The sequence below is a fragment of the Ferrovibrio sp. GW821-FHT12E11 genome (assembly GCF_058806975.1).
The window spans coordinates 3815886-3838653 of sequence record NZ_JBXAQG010000001.1 but is presented as its reverse complement, the minus strand read 5'-3'; the positions used below and the strand labels follow the sequence as shown (position 1 = coordinate 3838653).

The window sequence follows — 22768 nt, the reverse complement described above, 5'->3', positions numbered from 1 at the left end:
ATCACCCGATCTTCGGACGCTTGTCGCGGGTTGCATCCAGAATCGTGGTGGTGGCGACCTTGTCCAGGCTCGGTGCGCCGGCCGAGAACTGCTTCAGGTCGTCATAGAGAGCGATCTGGCTTTTCCAGACATCCATATCCATGGCGCCCCAGCCATTGGCCTTGGTGTAGCCGGTGAAAGCGAATTTCACCATAATATAGGCAGCTTCGATTTCGTCGCTCTTCGTCAGATTCGGGAATTCCTTGAGCAGCAGATCGACCGACTTCTCCGGATTCTCGTAGGCGTATTTCCAGCCCTTGGCCGTGGCACGGACAAATCCGGTTAACAGATCGGCTTTACGATCCACGGTTTCCTTGGTGGCATAATACGGCAGGGCATAAAGCTTCACACCGTTGTCCCAGAGGCGAAGATCGACGCGTTCGTTCCCCAGTACACGCAAGGCCGACGTATTGGTCTGCCAGCCGGCAAAGGCATCCACCTGCCCGGTCATCAGCGGTGTCATGTCGGCACCGACAATCACCACTTCCACCTGATTTTCTGGAATCCCGTTCTTGCGCAGCAGGCCGCTCAGCAGCGGGCGGCCAGTTGCCTGGATACCGACCTTCTTACCGATCATGTCTTTCGGCGAGGTGATCGGCTTTTTCTTCAGCGAGAAGAAGGTATAGGGATGCTCCTGGGCGCCAACGGCGAAGCATTGCACCGGAATGGCCTGAGAGGCTGCCAGCATCAGTGACGGGCTGGAGGAAACCTGGCCGATCTCGTAACGGCCAGACGCCACGACCGCAACACCATCGATGCTGGGACCGCCGGGCTGGATCAGCAGGTTAAGTTTTTCTTCCTCATAATACCCAAGGTGCTTGGCCACCACCTCGCCAAGCTGGTTGCCGCCGCCGATCCAGCCGAGCTGCATGTTAATCGTGGTGGTCTTGGCCTGGGTGTAGCCGATCCGCGGCAACAGGCCGGCAGCCAAGCCGGCGCCGGCCGCCGCCAGCATCTGCCGGCGGTTCATCGCTGCCGTCGCACGGCGCGCAGAAAATTTCGTCATGGTCCCCGTCTCCCTGTCTGGCAGCCCGTCGCCATACGGCAACGCCAGCCGCGCGCATCGTCGTCGCACGTTTCTCGGTCCGGGCCAGGCTTGGTGTTTTATTGGCGAGATCGGGTTTGCCGCCCCGGTTGAGCAAAAGCCTAGGCCTGTCAGAGCGCTCTCGAAAAGAAGAGATTTTAGCTCGTAGTGATGCTATTTTGGCATCACTGAAACCTGCCCTGTTTATGCCATGCATGCTGCAATTTTACGCTACTTCGACCAGGTGGTCCGCCACGGCTCCATCCGCAAGGCGGCCGAAGCCCTCAATGTCGCCTCCTCGGCCGTCAACCGGCAGATTCTGAAGCTTGAGGAGGAGCTTGGAACCCCGCTGTTCGAACGGCAGCGCAATGGCGTCAAGCTGACTGCCGCCGGCGACATCCTGTTGCGCCATGTCCATGAAACCATGGGCAACTTCAGCCGGGTGCGCGACGAGATCGACAGCCTGGGCGGCCGCGTGATCGGTGGTGTGCATCTACTGGCCCTGGAATCGCTGATGGTCGGCCTGGTCCCGGACGTGGTGAAGAGCGTTTCGGCCAAGCACCCCGGCATCACCTTTTCCGCCATCGGCCGCGATACGGCCGACATCACCACCGAGCTGCGGGCCGGCCGCACCGATATCGGCCTGCTGTTCATCGACCGCCGTCTGGCCGGCATCGAGATCGCGGCAGAATTCCCGGTCTCCTTCGGCGCCGTGATGACGCCGAAGCATCCCCTGGCCAAGCGCCGTCATCTCAATGTGGCCGATTGCGCCGCCTATCCGGTGGTGATGCCGGATTACAAATCGATGCTGGAGCCGGTGATTGAGTCGGAATTTCCCCATAGCGGTGCGACCTTCGACTGCCGGGTGATCTCCAACTCCTTCCCCTTCATGGGCAATATCCTGCGGGCCGGTCTGGGCATCGGCTTTTTCTCACCGATCGGTTTCCTCGACGACATCAAGACCGGCCGCCTGGTGCATATCCCCTTCAACGACCCATTGCTAGCGCGGACAGCCATCGGCGCCGTGGTCCTGAAGAATCGTCCCTTGTCTGCACCGGCGGCCATTGTGCTGGATCATATCCGCGAACATTTCCGGCAGTTGTCCCAGGAACTCAGCCGCCTGCCAAAACCCGGCAGCGTAAAACGGCGATCCTGAACCACCGGCAATATGGCTTGGCAGATTGCACAGGCCTGCATAGCATCGCCTCACACTCAGACGAGGCAAGCATGGATATCGACAGACTCCTGGATCAGGCCATCGCCGTTGCCCGCCACAGCCCTAATCGGCCACGCAAGGTCGGCGCCATCATCGTGCTGGCCGATGGTGAAACCCGGATCGAGGCCTGCAACGACTTTCCACAAGGGGTGCGCGACCTGGAAGAACGTCATGGCGAGGAACGTCTGATCTGGATGGAGCATGCCGAGCGCAACGCCATCTTCGCAGCCGTGCGGCGGGGGCTGAGCACCGATGGCGCCTCGCTGCTGTCGACCTATTTCCCCTGTGCCGACTGCGCCCGGGCCATCGTCCAGTCCGGCATTCGCCGGCTGTATACCCTGCCCGCTGATCTGGAAGACCCCGTCTGGGGGGCCACCTTTCTGCGCTCTCAGGTCATTCTGGCCGAGGGCGGCGTGGAGATTGTCCACATCGACCGTGACCTGAAAACCGTACATGCCCAGACATTGGGCAAGATGGCCTGACGACCGTCAGCCGGCTTTTTTGACCGGGCTGGCGTCAGGTTCGGCAATATCGCCCACCACACGGACGCGGACGCGCATGGCATTCCCCGGCAGGTAGGCGATCGGCAGATCCTCGATCTCGACCAGCTTCAGGGTGCGACCATCGGCGCCGCCATGGACCGCTTTCTCTTCGGCCAGGCCCCGGGCCCGTGACAGAGCCTCGTCGCGGCTCAGGCCGCTGAACACCTGGTCGATCTCGCCCGATACCTGCGCAATGGCGGCGCCCACGGCATTGGCGACCGAGGAATGCTCCACATGCAGCACCTTGCCCACACCGGCGAGCTTTTCCGGAATCAGGAAAGCGCCACCACCGGCCGCGATCAGGGTGACATCATCGGCCTGGGTCTTCATCCGATCGACGCCCTCTTCGAGCATCTCGGTCATACGCTTCAGGGCGCTATCGACCAGGCTGCGCGACAGGTGCTTCACCCGCCCCTTGTCGCCCAGATCGATCAATCCGGCAGCGACACCGATATCCGTGCTGGTCAGCGTCTTGCCGCCGAAGACCAGCGCCTCCTGCGGCAGTTTGTAACCGACGCTGCGCGGTCCAACCGTCAACGGATTCTCGGTGATCAATGTGCCGCCGCCAAGACCGAGCGAGAGCAGATCGGGCATGCGGAACAGCGTACGCACACCACCGATTTCCACCACATTGTTGGCTTCGCGCGGGAAACCGTGTACCAGGCAGCCGATATCGCTGGTGGTGCCGCCGACATCGATCACCATGGCGTCTTCCACCCGGGTGAGAAAAGCGGCGCCACGCATCGAATTGGTCGGGCCGGAAGCAAAGCTGTAGACTGGGAATTCAGCTGCCACATCCGCCAGCATCACAGTGCCGTCATTCTGGGTCAGATAGAACGGCGCGCGAATGCCGGCACCGGCCAACGCAGCCTTGAAAGCATCGGTGGTCTTGCGGCCGAGCTCAACCAGACAGGCATTGAGCAGAGTCACGTTTTCGCGTTCCAGTAGACCGATACGGCCGAGCGTATGCGACAAGGTGATGGAGGCTTCGGGATAGACTTCCCGCACGACCTCGGCCGCCCGCAGCTCATGCTCGGCGGTCAATGGCGAGAAGGTAGCGGAAATACCGATGGAACGAATGCCCGCATCGCGGATACGGCGTGCCGCATCGCGTACCGCATCCTCGTCCAGCGGCATGAACATGCGGCCATCGTATTCATGGCCGCCCTCGACCATGAAGATCATCGGATCGACGGTTTCACGCAAATCCTGCGGCCAGTCGATCATCGGTTCCAGCGATTGCGAAGCCGGCAAACTGATCCGGATGGCAGCCACGCGGATCAGGTCGCGCCGTTGCACCACCGCATTGACGAAATGCGTGGTGCCGATCATCACGGCCTCGATGCCGGCGATGCGGTCGCCAGCCTTCTGCAGCAACTGCTTCAGGCTCTGCACAACGCCGGACATGACATCCTGGGTCGTTCCCGTCTTGATGGCGGCAACGACCGTGCTGTTCTCAACCAGAACAGCGTCCGTGTTGGTGCCGCCCACATCAATGCCAATGCGTTTCATGCTGCAAATACCGATTTGAATTCGAGATCGTAACCGAAGGCCCGCGGCCCCACATGCTGCAGGCCCTTGCCGGTGGTCAGCACTGCCGGGGCCGGCAGGGCGATCACAGTGACGCGTTGGCCATAGCGCAGGGTCTCGGTGCCGATGGCGTCACCCGACACCGTGTCCAGCACGCAGATCAAGTCCGGCGTCATCACCACCGCTTCACCATTCACGGCGCCGACGGTGAATTCGTTCTGGAAGTCCAGCACCATGCTTTTGCCGCGATTGGCGTCCAGGCCCTCGATAGTGGCCTTGCCGCGCAGGAAGCCTTCCGTGGCCCGGCGCTGCACGTCGGAAATCTTGCCCTTGAAGACTTCCTTGCCGCCTTCCAGCGCCAGCACGGCAGCAATCGGATCGCTATGCGCCTTGCGCGCCTTCAGAACGGCCTCGCCGATCCGGATCGCCTTGGTCGTGGTGTAGTGGATGCCCCACTGCTTGACTTCCTTGCCGCTGCGCGGCGCCTTGCAGGTGGAGGCAATCGACCCGACCTCGACGCAGATCTTGCGGCTGATCCGCTCCATCCATTTCCAGGTCGTCACCTTGGTGACGAAGGTTTCATGGCCGCGCACATCGCAAAGGCTGAGCGGGTACATCGGCAGGTCGCCAATGGCAAAGCTGGTCATCTGGGCTTCCGGATAGGCCCGGCCCATGGCATCGGCATCCACCACCGGCACCCGCATCTGGGCCGCCACCAGCAGGGGCTGCAACCCGTTGCCGCCGCCGATCTCCACGCTCATTACGGCGCGGAATTTCTTGCCGAGATATTCTTCCATCATCTCGACGGCACGGGCAGCCGTCGCCGGATCGTTCAGCCGTTCCTGCCCCACCAGCGGCGCGCCCATATTGGACACCACGGCCACCAGATCGTCGTCTTTCAGGTCCATCGGGTCCATCAGTGAAACGCGATGACCCTGGGCATATAGCTTGCGCAGGTTCAGGTAGTTGAGATACGGGCTGCCGCCACCGCCGGTCCCCAGAATCCAGGCACCGATGGCCAGTGGTTCGATCTCATGCTCGCCGATTTCGCGCATCATGCGCCCCCAATCCTTATCCCGACTTCTGCCGAATCCAATGGTGGCCACGCTACGCCGCAAATCCCGTACTCGGGTATCAGGATCGATACTTAGTAAAGGCTTGTCCCCCCAGCGCAGAGGGGCTTAGATGACAGTATGATTGCTGAGCGCGGGACGGCATTTTTGCCCACGAATTCATCATTGCTTCGCCGTGTGGCCAGCCTGACCGTCGGCCAGACGCCGCGGGCCGATGTGCTGCCCGACATTATGGCCCATATGCCGATTCCGCTGGAAGTCGAGGAGTTTGGCGCGCTCGACGGCCTCAGCGAGGCCGAAATCGCCGACCTTACCCCCCGTGCCGACGAATACTGCCTGGTCACCCGCCTGCGTGACGGGCGCGAGGTGCTGGTCTCCAAGCCCCGGATCACCGAGCGACTGGAAACGATCTGCCGCTCGCTCGACAGCACGCGCTTCGATCTGGTGGTGATCCTGTCGACCGGCCTGTTCAAGGAATTCGAAAGTCCCTGCCCCATGGTGAACGCCCAGCGCGCCATGGAGGCCTCTATCGATGCCATTGCAGCGGCCGGCCAGACCGTGGGGGTGATCTACCCGACGCACCGGCAGATCGCCGAGAATGCCGGCTATTCGGTACCCGGCCTGTCGCTGCGCTTCAGCTATGCCGAAAGCGGCGTGGCCGACAGCCTGCGCGAGGCCGCCACCGACCTCGATTCCTGCGACCTGATCGTGCTCAATTCGGTCGGGTTCACCGAGGCCGACCGTGGCATCGTCACCCGGCATACCGGCAAACAGGTGATCCTCGCCCGCCGCATGGTGGCCGGCGCCATCCGCCTGCTGCTGGACCCCGGCATGCGAACATCGGCCCCCGCCGTGGAAAAGCCGCGGGTCAACCACGAGATGGATGAGCGCATCGGCAGGCTGACCCCGCGCGAGCGTCAGGTGATGTCCCTGGTGGCGGAAGGGCTGTCTAACAAGGCCATTGCGCGCCAGCTTGATATCAGTCCGCGCACGGTGGAAATCCATCGCGCCAAGATGATGGAAAAGATGGGAGCTGCCTCGGTTGGCGCCCTGATCCGGCTGGTTCTCGCCTCGCAGCACGCCGATCACTGACGGCCGCCCGAACTCTTTCCGGCCCGATTTTTTACCGCAGCGCACAAAAAAGACGCAGGCCCGGCCGGCCGCTTAGGTGTTCATCCGTATTTTGTCCTGTACCGGCCTTCGCATAGCCTTCCTGCTGCAGATCAGGAGTCTCCAGCCAACCGGGAAGGCCGCTTATGTCGCGCACCTCACGTATCGCCTTCGTCACCATCGGCCAGTCTCCGCGCATCGACCTGACGCCGGAAATCCTTGAGCGGGTTGGCAGCCAGGTTGAGGCGGTGGAGTTTGGTGCCCTGGACGATCTCAGCGCCGCCGAGGTGGCCACCATGGCTCCGGCGCCGGGCGAGGCCAGCCTGTGCACCCGCATGCGCGATGGCAGCGAAGTGGTGATCGGCAAGATGCAGACCCGCGACCGCCTGCAGACGCTGTTCGACCGGCTCGACGCCGAGAAATTCGACGCCATCACCCTGCTCTGCACCGGCCATTTCGAGCATCTGGGCAGCAAGACCCTGCTGATCGAATCGCAGCGCGTGGTCGATGCCACGGTCGATGCGCTGTCGCTCGGCTGCCAGAATCTCGGCGTGATCCTGCCCCTGGAACGCCAGGTGAAGGAATTTCACGTCCAGTCCGATGATGGGCGCAAGGTGAAAGCGACCCACTATTCGCCCTATAGCGGCGATCGCCTGGAAACGGCCGCTCAGGAGGTCGCCGATTGCGACCTCATCGTCATGCATTGCATGGGGTACTCCGAGGCGATGCGGACCAAAACCGCCGCCGTCACTAAGAAGCCTGTGCTGCTGGCCCGTCGCATTGTCGCCGGTGCCGTGCAGCAGATCATCTGATTTTCAGAATCCAAGAGGGGAAGGAGTTTCTGCCATGAAGAAATTTGTCATGCTCGGCCTCGCCGCCGCGCTGCTGTCATCTGCGGCCCTGCCGGCCGCCGCCTTCGAGCGGGTCGGCGATCGCAAGGTCATCGTTTTCGGTGGCCGCCAGCAGGTGCCGGTTCTGGACCCGCATGTGCGCTACGACTGGTCGACCCGCATGATGCAGCAGGGCATCTATGATGCGATGGCCAAGTATGTCGGCAACCCGGCCAAGATCGAGCCCTGGCTGGCCGAGAAGTGGGAATCCAGCGCCGATACCAAAACCTGGACCTTCCATCTGGTCAAGAATGCCAAATTCCACAACGGCGATCCGGTGGATGCCGAAGCGGTGCGGTATTCCTTCGAGCGCGGCCTGAAGCTCAACAAGGGCGTGGCCTGGATGCTGAAGGACTTTCTCGACCCTTCGGGCATCGAGGTGGTGGATGCGCATACTGTCCGCTTTACCCTGAAGCAGTCCTACGCACCGTTCATCAGCTGGATTCCGTGGTGGTATATCGTCAACCCCAAGCAGGTGAAGGCCAACGAGGTCGATGGCGATTACGGCCAGAAGTGGCTGACCGAAAATTCGGCCGGCAGCGGCCCGTTCAAGCAGAAGCGCTGGGAACAGAACGTGCTGCATGAACTGGTAGCCGTGGATGACTACTGGAAGGGTTGGCCGCAGGGCGAGAAGAACCGCCCGGCCGGCGTGATCTACAAGATCATCCGCGAACCCGCCGCCCAGAAGGCCGCCGTGCAGCGTGGCGAGGCCGATATCGTCGAGGGCCTGACGCCGGACGACTTCGACCAGATGAAGAAGCAGAAGGGCATCGTCGTGCAGGATCCGGCCGGCATGACCACCTTCGGCATCAAGATGAATACCCAGCAGGGCCCGACCAAGGATATCAACCTGCGCAAGGCGATTGCCTATGCCATGGATTATGAGGCTCTGATCAAGGTCTATAACGGTGCCGCGATCCTGGAAACCAGCCCCTTCCCGCGTGGCATGCAGGGCCATATCGACGTGCCGGATCGTCCGAAGATGGACTTGGCCAAGGCCAAGGAATACCTGGCCAAGACGGCGACGCCCAATGGCGGCATCGAACTGGACTACTATCACGTCGCCGGCCTGGAAGAGGCCCGCCGCATCGGCCTCGTTCTGCTCGATAACCTGTCGAAGCTGAACATCAAGGTGAACGTGATTCCGGAACAGTGGCCGAATATGGTGGCCAAGGGTTCGAAACCGGACACGGCCCCGCATATGACCAGCGTGTTCGTCACACCGATCTCGACCGACCCGGACTCGGTGGCCTACCAGTATCACCGCAGTGCCTGGGGCCAGTATTTCGCCATGAGCCACTACGACAACCCGGAGGTCAACGCGCTGATCGACAAGGCGCGCGGGCTGGGCAAGTGGGAAGAGCGCGCGCCGCTTTATGCCGAAATTCAGAAGAAGATCGTGGCTGACCAGCCGGAAGTCTTCGGCATGATCCAGAACCGCCGCTGGGCCCATCGCGACTATCTGAAGGGCTTCGTGTTCAGTCCGGTCCGGTTCACCGGCGAAGTCGACCTGTATCCGCTCTGGATCGACGCCAAGTAAGCAGCGTAACGTAGGGCGGCCGGCTGCCACGGCCGGCCGCCCGAAACGGAAAGTGCCCCATGCTCCTATTTGTCGGCAAACGGCTGCTGTTGTTCAGCTTCATGCTGTTCGGCCTGCTGACAATCATGTTCATGGTCACCAATGTGGCCCCAGGCGATCCGGCCAAGCTGATGGCCGGCCAGAACGCCACCCAGGACATGGTCGAGACCATCCGCCGCGAATACGGCCTCGACAAGTCATTACCGGAACAGTTCGTGCTCTATGCCGGCGGCGTACTGCGCGGCGATCTTGGCCGCTCCATCGTCTCGACCAAGCCGGTGGTCGACGAATTGCTGCGCTATTTCCCGGCCACCTTCGAACTGGTTCTGGTGGCCATGGGTCTCGGCATCCTCGTCGGCGTTCCCTTCGGCATGCTGTCGGCGGTTTACCGGGACAGCTGGATCGACCATACCGCCCGCATCTTCTCGGTCTCCGGCGTCGCCCTGCCCGCCTTCTGGTTCGGCTTGCTGCTGCAACTCTATTTCGCCGTGCATCTGGAATGGCTGCCGGTTTCGGGCCGGCTTGAACTGATTACGCCACCGCCGGAACCGATCACGCATCTGTACCTGGTCGACAGCCTGCTGCGCGGTGAATTCGACACCTTCCTCGAAGCCCTGCATCACATCATCATGCCGGCGCTGGTGCTGTCCTTCCCCTGTCTGGCCTCGATCCTGCGCGTCAACCGCGCCGAGATGATTGAAGTCCTGCAATCGGATTACATCGTCGCCGCCAAAGCCAACGGCATCCCGGCGCTGCGTATCGTCGCCGTCTACGCGCTCAAGAACGCGATGCTGCCAACGCTCGCGATCATCGGCCTGCGTTTCGGCTGGATGCTGGGTAGCACGGTGCTGGTCGAGACTGTGTTCGACTGGCCGGGCATCGGCCTCTACGCCGTCCAGTCTGCGCTCTACTCCGATTTCAAGCCGGTGCTCGGCGTCACCCTGATGATCGGCTTCTGCTTCATGTTCATCAACTTCCTGATCGATCTGGCCTATGGCTGGCTCGATCCGCGCCTGCGGGAACAGTGATGGCGACCGACCTTCCCCCCGCTGTGGCGCCCATGGGCTGGCGCGAACGCCATGCCGGCACCATCCGGCAATGGCGCCTCTATGCCCATCTGTTCAGCCGCAGCTTCTCGTCGATGCTCGGACTGTTTCTGGTCCTGCTGTTCCTGATCCTGGCCGCCGCCGGGCCGAGCCTCGCACCCTATCCGGAAGACACCATGGGTGCCGTAAAGCTGGACCAGCGCCTCCAGCCGCCCTCGATGACACATCCTTTCGGCACCGACGAGATGGGCAACGACATCCTGAGCCGGGTGATCGTCGGCACCCGAACCTCGCTGTGGATCGGCCTGATCATCACGGGCGTCGCGGCCCTGATCGGTGTGCCGCTGGGCATCGTCGCCGGCTATATGGGCGGCCGCATCCGCGAGGTGATCATGCGGCTCACCGACATATTCCTCTCCGTGCCCGGCCTGGCGCTGGCACTCGCCATCGTCGCCTCGCTCGGCCCCGGCATCACCAACTGCGTGATCGCGCTCTCACTGGTCTGGTGGCCCGGCTATGTGCGGCTGATCGACAGCAAGACACTGGCGCTCAAGGAAGAGCTCTATATCGAAGCCGCACGTGCCATCGGAGCCCGTACGCCGCGCATCCTGTTTCACCACATCCTGCCCAACTGCGTCTCGCCGCTGATCGTCAAGGCCAGTATGGATATGGGCATGGCGATCCTTTCGGCCGCCAGCCTTGGCTTTATCGGCCTCGGCGCCAAGCCGCCGAGCCCGGAATGGGGCGCCATGATCAGCGTGGCACGCAGCTACATGCCCGACTGGTGGTGGTATGCGCTGTTCCCCGGCCTGGCAATCTACCTGACCGTTCTGGGTTTCAACCTGTTCGGCGATGGCCTGCGCGACATTCTCGATCCGAAGAGCCGCGGCCGATGACCGCCCTGCTCGATATCCGCGACTACCGTCTCGACTTCGATACCTTCGATGGCGCCTATAAGGTGCTTGATGGAATTGACCTCGAACTCGTCGAGGGCGAGACGCTCGGCATTGTCGGTGAGACCGGTTGCGGCAAGTCGGTCTTGGCCAAAAGCATTATGGGCCTGCTGCCGGCGCCACCGGCACGGCCGGTATCCGGCGCAATCACCTTTGAGGGCCGCGATCTGCTGAAATCCGGCCCCGCCGACTGGCGCGCGATCCGCGGCCAGCGCATCGCCATGATTTTCCAGGACCCGATGACCTTCCTCAACCCGGTGCTCACCATCGGGCAGCAGATCTGCGACGTCATCGCCGCCCAGCAGTCGACCAAAGCCCCTGCCCAACGCCTGAGCCGTTCTGACATACGCGCCCATGCCACCCGTATGCTGGAACTGGTGCGCCTGCCCGATGCCGCCGACCTGCTCAACCGCTATCCGCACCAGCTCTCGGGCGGTATGCGTCAGCGTGTGCTGATCGCCATGGCGCTCAGCGGCTCGCCCCGCCTTCTGATCGCCGATGAACCGACGACGGCGCTGGACGTCACCATCCAGGCCCAGGTTCTGGCTCTGATCGACGATCTGGTGCAGCGCCTGAAACTGGCGGTCATCATGATCAGCCACGATCTGGGTGCCGTGGCCGCGATCTGCAAACGCATCGCCGTAATGTATGCTGGCACAGTCGTGGAAGACGCGCCCACGGCCGACCTGCTGGCGCAACCGCGCCATCCCTATACCCGTGGCCTGCTCGCGGCCCTCCCAGATATCACTGGCGGCGAGGCAGAACTGACCGGCATTCCCGGCAGCATCCCCAATCTGCTCAACCCACCGCCGGGCTGCCGCTTCCATCCGCGCTGCCCGCTGGCCAGTGACCGCTGCCGCATGGAAAAGCCGCTGCTGCGCGAACTGGCGCCCCGTCACCGTGTGGCCTGCCATCATGCGTGATCCGCTGCTGAAGGCCGAAGGCCTCACCAAACACTACACCGTCAAACGCGGCTCCTTCTCCACCGCCACGGTCAAGGCCGTGGATGGCATCGATCTGCATGTGATGCCGGGGGAGTCGCTCGGCGTGGTGGGCGAGTCTGGTTCGGGCAAATCCACCATCGCCAAGCTGCTGCTGCGCCTGACCGATCCCACCGCCGGCCGCATCCTGTTCGACGGACAGGACATCACCACACTGGAGGGCGAGCCATTGCGGCGCCTGCGGCGCGAGATGCAGATCGTCTTCCAGAATCCGCATTCGGCGCTGAACGGCCGGCATACCATCTTCGATGCCATCGCCGAACCGCTGATCGTGCAGGAAGGGCTGCGCGGCCAGGCCCTGATCGCGCGGGTCGCCAGGCTGATGGATCTGGTTCGCCTGCCGCAGACCTTCATCTATCGCTATCCGCATGAACTGTCCGGCGGACAGAAGCAGCGCGTCTGCATCGCCCGCGCCGTGGCACTCAATCCGCGCCTGCTGATCCTGGACGAGCCGACCTCGGCGCTGGATGTTTCCGTGCAGGCGCAGATCCTGAGCTTCCTGAAGGACCTGCAGCAGGAGCTCAAGCTCACCTACATCTTCATCTCGCACAACCTTGCGGTCGTGCGGTATCTCTGCGACCGGGTCGCCGTGATGTATCTGGGCTCGGTGCTGGAACAGGGCCCTGCCGCCAGCGTCTTCGACACACCGCAGCACCCCTATACCCGCGCCCTGATGGCGGCCGTGCCACGGCTTGCGGCGGCGACGCCGCTCGGCCTGCTCGGCGGCGATATCCCCACCGCCAGCCGCATGCCGCCCGGCTGCCGCTTTCACACCCGCTGCCCCGAAGTTATGCTGCCGCTCTGCCAGTCGCAGCAGCCGGCCCTCGCACCCGTCACGCCGGACCATCTCTGCGCCTGCTTCGCCCGCCAGCCGCGCTGAACCGCGGCCGCATCGCTGCGGAGGATCCGGATGACCGCTGCAATCCCTGCCGTGACCCTGCCTTCGGGTGAAACCGTGCCGGCGCTCGGCCAGGGCACCTGGAACATGGCCGAACAGCCGAAGCTGCGTCAGGCCGAGATTGACGCGCTGCGGCTCGGTATCGATCTGGGCATGACCCTGATCGATACCGCCGAAATGTATGCCGATGGCGGCGCCGAGACCCTGACCGGCGAAGCGATCAAGGGCCACCGCGACGGCGTGTTTCTGATCAGCAAGGTGCTGCCGCAGAATGCCAGCCGGCGCGGCACCATTCAGGCCTGCGAGCGCAGTCTGAAGCGACTGGGCACCGACCGTATCGACCTTTATCTGCTGCATTGGAGGGGGTCCCATCCGCTGGCCGATACCGTTGCCGCCTTCGAGGACCTCCGGCAGGCCGGCAAGATCCGCTATTGGGGCGTCAGCAATTTCGATCCCCGCGACATGCAGGCCCTGCCGCCGGGTGCCGCCTGCGCCACCAACCAGGTGCTCTACAATCTCACCCGCCGTGGCATCGAATACGACCTGCTGCCAACCGCGCAGAAGCAGGGTATGCCGGTGATGGCCTATTCCCCCATCGAACAGGGGCGACTGCTGAAGAACAGGACTCTGCTGGAGGTCGCCGCGCGACATCAGGCGACTGCAGCACAGATCGCGCTCTCCTGGCTGCTGCGTCAGCCGGGCATCATCGCCATCCCGAAAGCCACCGCCGAGCAGCATGTGCGCGACAATCGTGCGGCGACGGGTATCACCCTGACAGCGGAAGACCTCGCCGCCCTGGACCAGGCCTTTCCGAAACCGACCAGGGCGCAGCCGCTGGAAATGCTCTAGACGCCGCGCCCCTACTGATTCAAGGCGGCCCACATCTGCTGGTCGCGCTCTGCCGTCCAGATGCGCGGATGATCCAGCCCCAGCGCTTCGTCATAGGCGCGCGCCACATTGAAGGGCTGGCAGTGGTCGAAAATGGCAAAGTTGCCGAAGCGCGGCCGCATCGCATCGTTGCAGCGATCGAAGGCTTCTTTCAGAGGCAGGCCCTTGGCCGCGCTTTCCGAAACCGAGCCGTACAGCGTCGTCAGGAAGTCGCGGGTCAGTTGCAGGCCGTCGCCCACCGCCTTCGGATTGCCCAGCGCATCGCCCCGGCCGGGCACCAGGGCCTTGGCATTGAACGCCGCGATCTTGTCGAGCGTCTGTGGCCAATCCCTGAAATGGGCATCGCCGCAATAGCAGGCCGAGTGGTATTCGACCAGATCGCCGGAAAACAGCACGCCGGCATCGGGAACCCAGGCCACCGTATCGCCGGCCGTATGCCCGCGGCCCAGATGCATGATCTCGACCCGGCGCTTGCCCATGTAGAGAGTGAATTTCTGCGGGAAGGTCATGGTCGGCCAGGTCAGGCCCGGGATGCTTTCGGCGGCGCGAAACAGACGCGGGAAGCGGCCATATTCCGAATCCCAGTCTTCCTTGCCGCGCTCGACGATCAGGCTGCGGGTCGCCTCCGAAGCGAGAATCTGTTCGGGCCGGTAGGCCGAAGCGCCCAGCACGCGCACCGCGTGGTAATGGGTCAGCAGCACATACTTGATCGGCTTGTCGGTCACCTTGCGGATATACTCGATCACCTGCCCGGCCATCTTCGGCGTCGCCTGGGTGTCGATCACCATCACGCCATCATCGCCGACGATGACGCCGGTATTGGGGTCCCCCTGGGCCGTGAAAGCATACAGCCCCTCGCCCAGCTGGCTGAAGGTGACAACCTTTTCTTCGGTGTCGGCGGTCGAGGCGAAATTCTTCGACATCATTCTTCTCCCTGGGGACTAGAGACTGCGGGCAATCCGGTTCGCGCCCTGGCCAGCGCATCCTTTAGAACGTCAAGGTCGCCGATATGGTTAGCCAGCAGCAGGATCAGCCGCGCATTGGCCATTTCGCTCTGCGCCGGCGTCAGGCCGCGATGCATCTCGATCAGCGCGGCGTAGAATTCATCCGGCTCGGCGATGGCGGGGTCCGTGTTCAGCGTCATGGCTTACCCATGGCACGGTTGAGGGCGGCGCGCACCAGGGCCGGATCGTAATGGCGCCAGCGGGCGCAGACATGCTGGTCCGGCCGCAGCAGATAGGTCGTGCCCTCCCGCGCATCGAAACGCTGCTGCAGCAGGCCAGCGGCATCCTCGACCGCATCCGGCCCGATGCGCAGGACCGGCACCGGGCAATCGGCTGGCGCCTGGCGACCGAAATGCAGCAGGGTGAAATCCCGCCCGAGCTGCTCCAGCAGCCAGCCATCTTTGCGATGCACCCGCACTGGCGCATCGGCGGCCGGCGCGCCCGGCACCATCGGACCGGCGAAGCTGTCGGTATCCTGGGTATTGAGGGTGGACTCTTTCAGCACGGCCGGCACCGACAGGCGACCGCTGTTCACCAGGCGACGGGCAAAGGCACAGTCTTTCGCCAGCTGCAGCGTCGCATCGCGGAAGACCCGGCTGACGGCGCTGGTCGGCGAGATGAAATCGGTGGCCCGCGTCGAATGCAGGATATTCTCGTCGGCAGCGTATTCGCGTTCGGCGGCATAGCTATCCAGCAGCCGATCCGGCGCCGCGCCCTCCAGCACCAGCGCCAGTTTCCAGGCCAGGTTGTCGGCATCCTGGATACCGCTGTTGGCGCCGCGGGCACCGAACGGCGATACGCCATGGGCGCTGTCGCCAGCAAACAGCACGCGACCATGGCGGAATGTATCCATCCGCGAACAGGCGAAGGTGTAGACGCTCACCCATTCCAGGGTGAAGGCGACATCCTCACCCAGCAGTGCCCTGATACGCGGGATGACGCGCTCCGGCTGTTTTTCCGCTTCAGGATCGGCGTCGCGCCCAAGCTGGAAATCAATGCGCCAGACATCATCGGGCTGGCGGTGCAGCAGCACGGACTGATTGCGATGGAACGGCGGATCGAACCAGAACCAGCGTTCGGTGGGAAAGGCCGCCGTCATCTTCACATCGGCAATCAGGAAGCGGTCGTTAAACACCCTTCCCTTGCTTTCCAACCCGAGCTGTCCGCGCACGGGACTGCGGGCGCCATCGCAGGCGACGAGATACCGGCAGCGCAGACGATATGTCCCGTCCGGCGTCTCGATGACGATCTCGGCATGATCCGCGTTCTGGGTGACCGCAACCACCTTGTTGAGCCAGCGGATATCGAGGTTGTCCAGGCTGCCGGCATGATCGGTCAGATAGCCTTCGACATAATACTGCTGAAGATTGATGAAGGCCGGACGGTGATGACCGGGATCGGGCAGCAGGTCGAAGCTGTAGGCGATATCGTCGCGGAAGAAGACCTTGCCGACATTCCACGACACACCCTTGTCGACCAAGCGCTGGCCGCAGCCGAGGCGGTCGAAAATCTCGAGCGAGCGTTTGGCGAAGCAGATGGCGCGCGAGCCCGACGACAGCCGGTTACTGTCGTCCAGCAGCACGACCGGCACGCCGCGCTGGGCCAGATCGATGGCCAGCGTCAGCCCCACCGGCCCCGCCCCCACGATCGCCACAGGGTGCACGGCCGGGATCGCCGCGTCCTGATCCGGCGCGCGGCGATATTCCAGGGTCAGGGTCTGGTAATCGACACCCATCCGCGTTCCACCCGATCCGGATTGCTTCCGGTATCCGTCAATACTGCCCAGCGGACCGCAGAAAAGCGAGGGGTGGAAAAGCAAGGGCCGCGCCTCCTGGAAGGCACGGCCCTGCGGTTTGATCAGAAAGAAACCGACGCGGTCAGCCGACCGCCTCCTTCAGCGTCTTGCCGGCGCGGAATTTCGGCTGCTTCGTCGGCGGCAGATCGATCCGCTCACCGGTTCGTGGGTTACGGCCCGGGCTTGCCGCCCGGGTTCCCACGAAGAAGCTGCCGAAGCCAACGATCCGGACCTCATCCCCGCGGCGAAGCGCCTCGGTGATAAGGTCGAAGACCGATTCCACGGCCCGTTCCGCCTGTTCCTTGCTGAGGCCCGCGCTGTCGCGCACCTGGGCCATCAGGTCCTGTTTATTCACGCTGGCGCCCTCCGGACTGCTGCCTGCGGTCAATGCTTGACCATGCCCTCACGGTCGCCTTCGCCTTCCGGCTCGACCACCGCAGGTTTGTTCAAATCGTCAACGTCTGCCCACTCAATTGGTTTCAATTCCGCCACTAAAGCGTGCTTGAGAACCTCCTCACAGGTGGCCACCGGGACGATTTCGAGACCCTTTTTGACATTGTCCGGGATCTCGACCAGGTCCTTTTCGTTCTCCTTCGGGATCAGAACCTTCTTGATGCCGCCGCGATGGGCCGCCAGAAGCTTCTCCTTGAGGCCGCCGATGGGCAGGACCCGGCCCCGCAGGGTGACCTCGCCAGTCATCGCCACGTCCTTGCGGACCGGGATGCCCGTCAGCACCGAGACGATCGAGGTGACCATGGCCACGCCGGCCGAGGGGCCGTCCTTCGGGGTCGCCCCCTCCGGCACGTGGATATGGATATCCCGCTTGTCGAAGATCGGCGGCTTGATGCCGAAGGCCACCGCCCGGGCGCGCACGAAGGAGCGTGCGGCCTGCACGGATTCCTGCATCACTTCGCCCAGCTTGCCGGTGATGGTCATGCGGCCCTTGCCGGGCAGCATCACCGCTTCGATGGTCAGTAGCTCGCCGCCCACTTCCGTCCAGGCCAGGCCGGTGACCGTGCCGATCAGATCCTCCAGCTCGGCTTCGCCATAGCGGTGACGACGCACGCCGGCATACTTGTCGAGGTTCTTCGGCGTGACCTTCACCGACTTCACGCCCTTCGACAGGATTTCCTTCACCGCCTTGCGGGCCAGGTTGGCCAGCTCGCGCTCCAGCGAACGCACGCCGGCCTCACGGGTGTAATAGCGAACCAAGTCGCGCAGGGCCTCGTCCGTGATCGACCACTCGCCCTTCTTCAGGCCGGCGGCTTCGATCTGCTTATTGATCAGATGGCGCTTCGCGATCTCGATCTTCTCATCTTCGGTGTAACCCGGGATGCGGATGATCTCCATACGATCCAGCAGCGGCTGCGGCATGCGCAGGCTGTTGGCCGTGCAGATGAACATCACGTCCGAAAGATCGTAATCGACCTCGAGATAGTGATCGCTGAAGGTGCTGTTCTGCTCAGGGTCGAGCACTTCCAGCAGCGCCGAGGACGGATCGCCGCGGAAGTCCTGGCCCATCTTGTCGATCTCGTCGAGCAGGAAGAGCGGATTGTTGGTCTTCGCCTTCTTCATCGACTGCACGACCTTGCCGGGCATCGAGCCGATATAGGTGCGGCGATGGCCACGGATTTCGGCTTCGTCACGCACGCCGCCGAGCGACACGCGCACGAAGTTGCGGCCGGTCGAGCGGGCGATCGACTTGCCCAGCGAGGTCTTGCCGACGCCCGGCGGGCCGACGAGGCACAGGATCGGGCCTTTCAGCTTGCCCGAACGCTGCTGCACGGCGAGGTACTCAAGGATACGCTCCTTGACCTTCTCCAGACCGTAGTGGTCGTCGTTCAGCACCTTCTCGGCGTTCTTGATATCCTTCTTGACCTTGCTGCGCTTGCCCCACGGGATCGACAGCATCCAGTCGAGATAATTGCGGATGACGGTGGCTTCGGCCGACATCGGGCTCATCGAGCGCAGCTTCTTCACCTCAGCCACGGCCTTTTCACGGGCTTCCTTGCTCAGGCGGGTCTTCTTGATGCGCAGTTCGATCTCGGCCACCTCGTCGCGGCCGTCCTCGCCCTCGCCCAGCTCCTTCTGGATCGCCTTGAGCTGTTCGTTGAGGTAATATTCGCGCTGGGTCTTCTCCATCTGGCGCTTCACGCGCGAGCGGATCTTCTTCTCGACCTGCAGCACGCCGATCTCGCCTTCCATCATGGCGTAGACGCGCTCGAGGCGTTCCACCACATTGGCGATTTCCAGCAGCTCCTGCTTGTCGCTGATCTTGATGGTCAGGTGCGAGGCGACCGTGTCGGCCAGCTTGGAGGCGTCGTCGATCTGGTTCAGCGACACCAGGACTTCCGGCGGAATCTTCCGGTTCAGCTTCACATACTGTTCGAACTGGTTGATCACCGAACGCGACAGCGCTTCGATCTCGCGACCTTCGCCGACATCGTCGCTCACCACTTCGGCCTGAACCTGGAAGAAGTCGGCGTTCTCGTTGAACTTGACGATCTTGGCGCGCTGGCTGCCCTCGACCAGCACCTTTACGGTGCCGTCAGGCAGGCGCAGCAGCTGCAGCACCGAGGCGATGGTGCCGACCGTGTGAATGTCTTCGGGGTTCGGATTGTCCTGGCCGGCGTTCTTCTGGGCGACCAGCATGATCTGCTTATCGTCCTTCATGACATCTTCGAGCGCCCGCACCGATTTCTCGCGACCGACAAAAAGCGGCACGATCATGTGGGGGAATACGACGATGTCCCGCAGCGGCAGGACAGGGAAGACTTGGGCGCGGGGTGCTGTAAACATGCTTGGCTTCATCCTGAAGGACGGCTATTGGGAGGCCGGAAAGGCGCCCGATTTTGCCGCCTGATGGCAGTTAAGATGGGAATTCCGGCAAGGTCCGTCAAGCCACGGTCCCTGCAACAAAAGGCATAGTGATGATACAACCCGAGTCGCAACCGAACGAGATACTGGAACTGGCCCTGCTTGACGTTCGCGGCGGACAGACCCGGGCCTTTGAAACCGCACTCAGCGAGGCTTTGCCGCTGATCCGGCGCCAACCCGGCTGTCTGAAAGCCGAGATAAGGCCCTGTGTGGAAAACCCAAACAGATACCTGCTGCTGGTGACCTGGGTCACACTGGCGGCCCATGAAACCGGCTTCCGTCAATCGCAGGATTACCGCCGGTGGCGCGCCTTACTGCACGGATTCTACGAGCCTTTTCCCGTCGTGGAACATTACGGGCCGCCACTCGGCTGAGCGCGGCCCGCAACTTATCAACAGGGTTAACGCCGTCAGAAAGCAGCAGTGCCGTCAGGCGCTGACGTCTTCCTGCTTGCGGTCGGCGTAAATCAGCAGCGGCTTGGCGCGGCCCTCGACCACGTCTGGCGCGATCACCACTTCCTCGACACCGTTCATGTTCGGCAAATCGAACATCGGGTCGAGCAGGATCGATTCCAGGATCGAGCGCAGGCCGCGGGCACCGGTCTTGCGGGCAATCGCCTTGCGCGCCACCGCACCGACGGCTTCTTCGGAGAAGGTGAGCTTGACGTCTTCCATCTCGAACAGGCGCTGATACTGCTTGATCAGGGCATTCTTCGGCTTGGTCAGGATGTCGACCAGCGCCGGCTCGTCCAGATCGTTGAGCGTGGCGATCACCGGCAGACGGCCGATGAATTCCGGGATCAGGCCGAACTTGAGCAGATCGTCCGGCTCGACTTCAGCCAGGATTTCGCCCGAGCGGCGCTCGTCAGGACCACGCACTTCGGCGCCGAAGCCGATCGACGTGCCCTTGCCGCGACCGGCAATGATCTTCTCCAGGCCGGCAAAGGCGCCGCCGCAGATGAACAGGATGTTGGTGGTATCCACCTGCAGGAATTCCTGCTGCGGATGCTTGCGGCCGCCCTGCGGCGGCACGGAGGCGACCGTGCCTTCCATGATCTTCAGCAGGGCCTGCTGCACGCCCTCGCCCGACACGTCGCGGGTGATCGAAGGGTTGTCGGACTTGCGGCTGATCTTGTCGACTTCGTCGATATAGACGATACCGCGCTGGGCGCGCTCGACATTGTAGTCGGCCGACTGCAGCAGCTTCAGGATGATGTTTTCCACGTCCTCGCCCACGTAACCGGCTTCGGTCAGCGTGGTGGCGTCAGCCATGGTGAAGGGCACTTCCAGGATGCGGGCCAGCGTCTGCGCCAGCAGGGTCTTGCCGCAACCGGTCGGGCCGACCAGCAGGATATTGGACTTGGCCAGTTCGACGTCGTTGTTCTTGCCGCCGTGGCCGATGCGCTTGTAGTGATTGTGCACCGCGACCGAGAGAACCTTCTTGGCGTGGTTCTGGCCGATCACATAATCGTCGAGCACCCGGCAGATTTCCTGCGGGCTCGGCACGCCGTCCCGGGTCTTCACCAGGGCGGACTTATGCTCTTCACGGATGATATCCATGCAGAGCTCAACGCACTCGTCACAGATGAACACCGTCGGACCGGCAATCAGCTTGCGCACCTCGTGCTGGCTCTTGCCGCAGAACGAGCAGTACAAGGTGTTCTTGGAGTCACCGCCGCTCAATTTGGTCATACCTGCTCCACTGAGCGGGCCGGCGCCGGGCGACGCAGGCCCCTATTCCATCGAATCGTCATCATAAGGAAGCCACGCTCCGCACACAACGGAGATAGGCCCCCGAAGCCCCCACCAAAAGCCCGGAAAGGGGTCACATTACGATGATTTAACGCCCTCAGGCCGCCTGGCAAGCCGACTGGCCGCCCAAGCGCCTGACATAGCGGCGAAAATCGCCGCCGGGCCGTACCGGGAACGAACCGTCCCTTACTTCTTGGGAGCGGTTTCGGGGCGCTTCTCCGCAACTTCGTCGACCAGACCAAAAGCCTTGGCTTCGGTCGGGGTCAGGAAACGGTCGCGTTCCATCGCCGTCTCGATCTTGTCCACGTCCTGGCCGGTATGCTTGGCATAGATGGCGTTCAGGCGGTTACGCAGGTTCAGGATTTCCTGGGCGTGGATTTCAATGTCCGCCGCCTGACCCTGGAAGCCACCCGAGGGCTGATGGACCATGATCCGGGCATTGGGCAGGGAATAACGCATGCCCTTCTCGCCCGCCGCCAGCAGCAGCGAGCCCATCGAGGCCGCCTGGCCGATGCACAGCGTCGAAATCTTCGGCCGGATGTACTGCATCGTGTCGTAGATCGCCAGGCCGGAGGTCACCAGACCGCCGGGGCTGTTGATATACAGCGAGATTTCCTTGTTCGGGTTCTCGGCTTCCAGGAACAGCAACTGCGCCGTCACCAGGGAGGCCACCGCATCGTTGACCGGGCCGACCATGAAGATGATCCGCTCTTTCAGCAAACGGGAGTAGATGTCGTAAGACCGCTCGCCCCGGTTGGTCTGCTCGACCACCATCGGGACCAGCATGTTCATGTAAGTATCGACCATCTTTTCCATGGGACGCCCTGCAACTGAGAAATTTGTTCCCTTAATGTGGCGCAGACCCCCGCGTCCTTCAATGGCCCGGGACTGGGAACTTGCCCAACCGGAGGCCTGTTAGCGTCTCGGCTGACGAAGGAGGTGCCAATGGCCAACTGTGCATTCTGGCAATGCCTGTACACGCCCGGGCATGATGCGGCCTGCCTGGCCCGTCGCGGCACGGACGGCTGGCTGCTGCACGGAACCACGGTATTCCGGCACGAGGCCGGGCCCGCTTCCGTCAATTACGCCGTCGAGATCGACGCGGCATGGCGGAGCCGGCGTGGCACCGTACAGGGCTGGCTGGCTGGCCGCCGGCTGGATCACGTGATCGAGCATCGGCCCGGCAATGGCCCTCTGGGTGGCTGGTATCTCGACGACAGGCTGATCGACGGGCTCGGCCATCTTGTCGACCTTGATTTCGGCTTCACCCCAGCAACCAACCTGCAGCAGCTGCGCCGCGCAGACCTCAAGCCGGGCCAGACCATCGACATGTCAGTCGTCTGGTTCGATCTGAATGAGACTGGCCTGGTCGCGCTGCCCCAGCATTACGAGCGCCTTGATGAGACGCGCTATCAGTATGCCTCGCCGTCGGGACCCTACGAAGCGGTTCTGGAACTTGCGCCGAACGGCTTCACGAAAACCTATCCCGAGCTCTGGCGGATGGAGTCCTGAGCGAAAATGAAAAACGCCGGGCAGGCCCGGCGTTTTCCTT

The 22768-nt window shown here is 62.9% G+C and carries 22 protein-coding genes; 12 read left to right on the top strand and 10 right to left on the bottom strand.

Going from position 1 to position 22768, the window contains the following annotated elements; translation table 11 throughout:
• Position 1: 1 nt before the first annotated feature.
• Complete coding sequence (locus AC1ROT_RS19080; protein ID WP_493000905.1) at positions 2–1045, bottom strand: ABC transporter substrate-binding protein; 1044 nt, start codon at positions 1043–1045, stop codon at positions 2–4.
• A 229-nt stretch (positions 1046–1274) separates the two neighbouring features.
• On the opposite strand from AC1ROT_RS19080, the gene AC1ROT_RS19075 reads away from it, so the two are divergent.
• On the top strand, positions 1275–2219 hold the full coding sequence (locus AC1ROT_RS19075; protein WP_493000903.1) for a LysR family transcriptional regulator: 945 nt from the start codon (positions 1275–1277) through the stop codon (positions 2217–2219).
• A gap of 71 nt (positions 2220–2290) precedes the next feature.
• Positions 2291–2761: a deoxycytidylate deaminase gene (locus AC1ROT_RS19070; protein ID WP_493000902.1), complete on the top strand. Its 471-nt coding sequence runs from the start codon at positions 2291–2293 to the stop codon at positions 2759–2761.
• A gap of 6 nt (positions 2762–2767) precedes the next feature.
• Here the strand turns inward: AC1ROT_RS19070 and AC1ROT_RS19065 are convergent, their stop codons facing one another.
• Complete coding sequence (locus tag AC1ROT_RS19065; protein ID WP_492970961.1) at positions 2768–4333, bottom strand: hydantoinase/oxoprolinase N-terminal domain-containing protein; 1566 nt, start codon at positions 4331–4333, stop codon at positions 2768–2770.
• On the bottom strand, positions 4330–5409 hold the full coding sequence (locus AC1ROT_RS19060; protein ID WP_492970962.1) for an S-methyl thiohydantoin desulfurase family protein: 1080 nt from the start codon (positions 5407–5409) through the stop codon (positions 4330–4332). The genes AC1ROT_RS19065 and AC1ROT_RS19060 overlap by 4 nt, the downstream gene beginning before the upstream one ends.
• A gap of 180 nt (positions 5410–5589) precedes the next feature.
• On the opposite strand from AC1ROT_RS19060, the gene AC1ROT_RS19055 reads away from it, so the two are divergent.
• The 8 genes from AC1ROT_RS19055 (at position 5590) to AC1ROT_RS19020 (ending at position 13750) form a co-directional block, all read left to right on the top strand.
• Positions 5590–6516 (top strand): AroM family protein, encoded by a 927-nt coding sequence (locus tag AC1ROT_RS19055; protein WP_493000900.1) that lies wholly within the window; start codon positions 5590–5592, stop codon positions 6514–6516.
• A 164-nt stretch (positions 6517–6680) separates the two neighbouring features.
• Positions 6681–7346, top strand: a complete 666-nt coding sequence (locus tag AC1ROT_RS19050; protein ID WP_492970964.1) for an AroM family protein — start codon at positions 6681–6683, stop codon at positions 7344–7346.
• A 34-nt stretch (positions 7347–7380) separates the two neighbouring features.
• Positions 7381–8964: an ABC transporter substrate-binding protein gene (locus tag AC1ROT_RS19045; RefSeq protein WP_492970965.1), complete on the top strand. Its 1584-nt coding sequence runs from the start codon at positions 7381–7383 to the stop codon at positions 8962–8964.
• A gap of 59 nt (positions 8965–9023) precedes the next feature.
• Entirely contained in the window at positions 9024–10031 is a 1008-nt protein-coding gene (locus tag AC1ROT_RS19040; protein ID WP_493000898.1) for an ABC transporter permease, read from the top strand.
• Positions 10031–10945: an ABC transporter permease gene (locus tag AC1ROT_RS19035; protein ID WP_493000897.1), complete on the top strand. Its 915-nt coding sequence runs from the start codon at positions 10031–10033 to the stop codon at positions 10943–10945. Before AC1ROT_RS19040 ends, AC1ROT_RS19035 begins: the two co-directional genes overlap by 1 nt.
• A complete protein-coding gene (locus AC1ROT_RS19030) occupies positions 10942–11925 on the top strand; it encodes an ABC transporter ATP-binding protein (RefSeq protein ID WP_493000895.1) in 984 nt (327 codons plus the stop codon). The genes AC1ROT_RS19035 and AC1ROT_RS19030 overlap by 4 nt, the downstream gene beginning before the upstream one ends.
• Entirely contained in the window at positions 11918–12883 is a 966-nt protein-coding gene (locus AC1ROT_RS19025; protein WP_492970969.1) for an ABC transporter ATP-binding protein, read from the top strand. Before AC1ROT_RS19030 ends, AC1ROT_RS19025 begins: the two co-directional genes overlap by 8 nt.
• 30 nt (positions 12884–12913) lie before the next feature.
• Positions 12914–13750: an aldo/keto reductase gene (locus tag AC1ROT_RS19020; protein ID WP_493000893.1), complete on the top strand. Its 837-nt coding sequence runs from the start codon at positions 12914–12916 to the stop codon at positions 13748–13750.
• An 11-nt stretch (positions 13751–13761) separates the two neighbouring features.
• Here the strand turns inward: AC1ROT_RS19020 and AC1ROT_RS19015 are convergent, their stop codons facing one another.
• The 5 genes from AC1ROT_RS19015 to lon all read right to left on the bottom strand — a co-directional run bounded on the left by AC1ROT_RS19015 (position 13762) and on the right by lon (position 19387).
• Positions 13762–14712, bottom strand: a complete 951-nt coding sequence (locus tag AC1ROT_RS19015) for an MBL fold metallo-hydrolase (protein WP_492970971.1) — start codon at positions 14710–14712, stop codon at positions 13762–13764.
• Positions 14712–14933 carry a DUF2783 domain-containing protein gene (locus AC1ROT_RS19010; protein WP_492970972.1) on the bottom strand — a complete coding sequence of 74 codons (222 nt, stop codon included), beginning with the start codon at positions 14931–14933 and terminating at the stop codon, positions 14712–14714. The genes AC1ROT_RS19015 and AC1ROT_RS19010 overlap by 1 nt, the downstream gene beginning before the upstream one ends.
• Positions 14930–16528: an FAD-dependent oxidoreductase gene (locus AC1ROT_RS19005; RefSeq protein WP_493000891.1), complete on the bottom strand. Its 1599-nt coding sequence runs from the start codon at positions 16526–16528 to the stop codon at positions 14930–14932. Before AC1ROT_RS19005 ends, AC1ROT_RS19010 begins: the two co-directional genes overlap by 4 nt.
• Before the next feature lie 142 nt (positions 16529–16670).
• Entirely contained in the window at positions 16671–16943 is a 273-nt protein-coding gene (locus AC1ROT_RS19000) for an HU family DNA-binding protein (RefSeq protein ID WP_492970974.1), read from the bottom strand.
• 29 nt (positions 16944–16972) lie between these two features.
• Positions 16973–19387: an endopeptidase La gene (gene lon / locus AC1ROT_RS18995; protein WP_492970975.1), complete on the bottom strand. Its 2415-nt coding sequence runs from the start codon at positions 19385–19387 to the stop codon at positions 16973–16975.
• Positions 19388–19518: 131 nt separating this feature from the next.
• On the opposite strand from lon, the gene AC1ROT_RS18990 reads away from it, so the two are divergent.
• Positions 19519–19839: an antibiotic biosynthesis monooxygenase family protein gene (locus AC1ROT_RS18990; RefSeq protein WP_493000889.1), complete on the top strand. Its 321-nt coding sequence runs from the start codon at positions 19519–19521 to the stop codon at positions 19837–19839.
• 54 nt (positions 19840–19893) lie between these two features.
• Here the strand turns inward: AC1ROT_RS18990 and clpX are convergent, their stop codons facing one another.
• A complete protein-coding gene (clpX, locus tag AC1ROT_RS18985; RefSeq protein WP_492970978.1) occupies positions 19894–21156 on the bottom strand; it encodes an ATP-dependent Clp protease ATP-binding subunit ClpX in 1263 nt (420 codons plus the stop codon).
• Positions 21157–21402: 246 nt separating this feature from the next.
• A complete protein-coding gene (clpP, locus tag AC1ROT_RS18980; RefSeq protein WP_492972201.1) occupies positions 21403–22023 on the bottom strand; it encodes an ATP-dependent Clp endopeptidase proteolytic subunit ClpP in 621 nt (206 codons plus the stop codon).
• A gap of 138 nt (positions 22024–22161) precedes the next feature.
• Between clpP and AC1ROT_RS18975 the strand changes: the two genes are divergently transcribed.
• Positions 22162–22728, top strand: coding sequence for a putative glycolipid-binding domain-containing protein (locus AC1ROT_RS18975; RefSeq protein WP_493000887.1), 567 nt, complete (start codon positions 22162–22164; stop codon positions 22726–22728).
• The last annotated feature ends 40 nt before the right edge of the window (positions 22729–22768 follow it).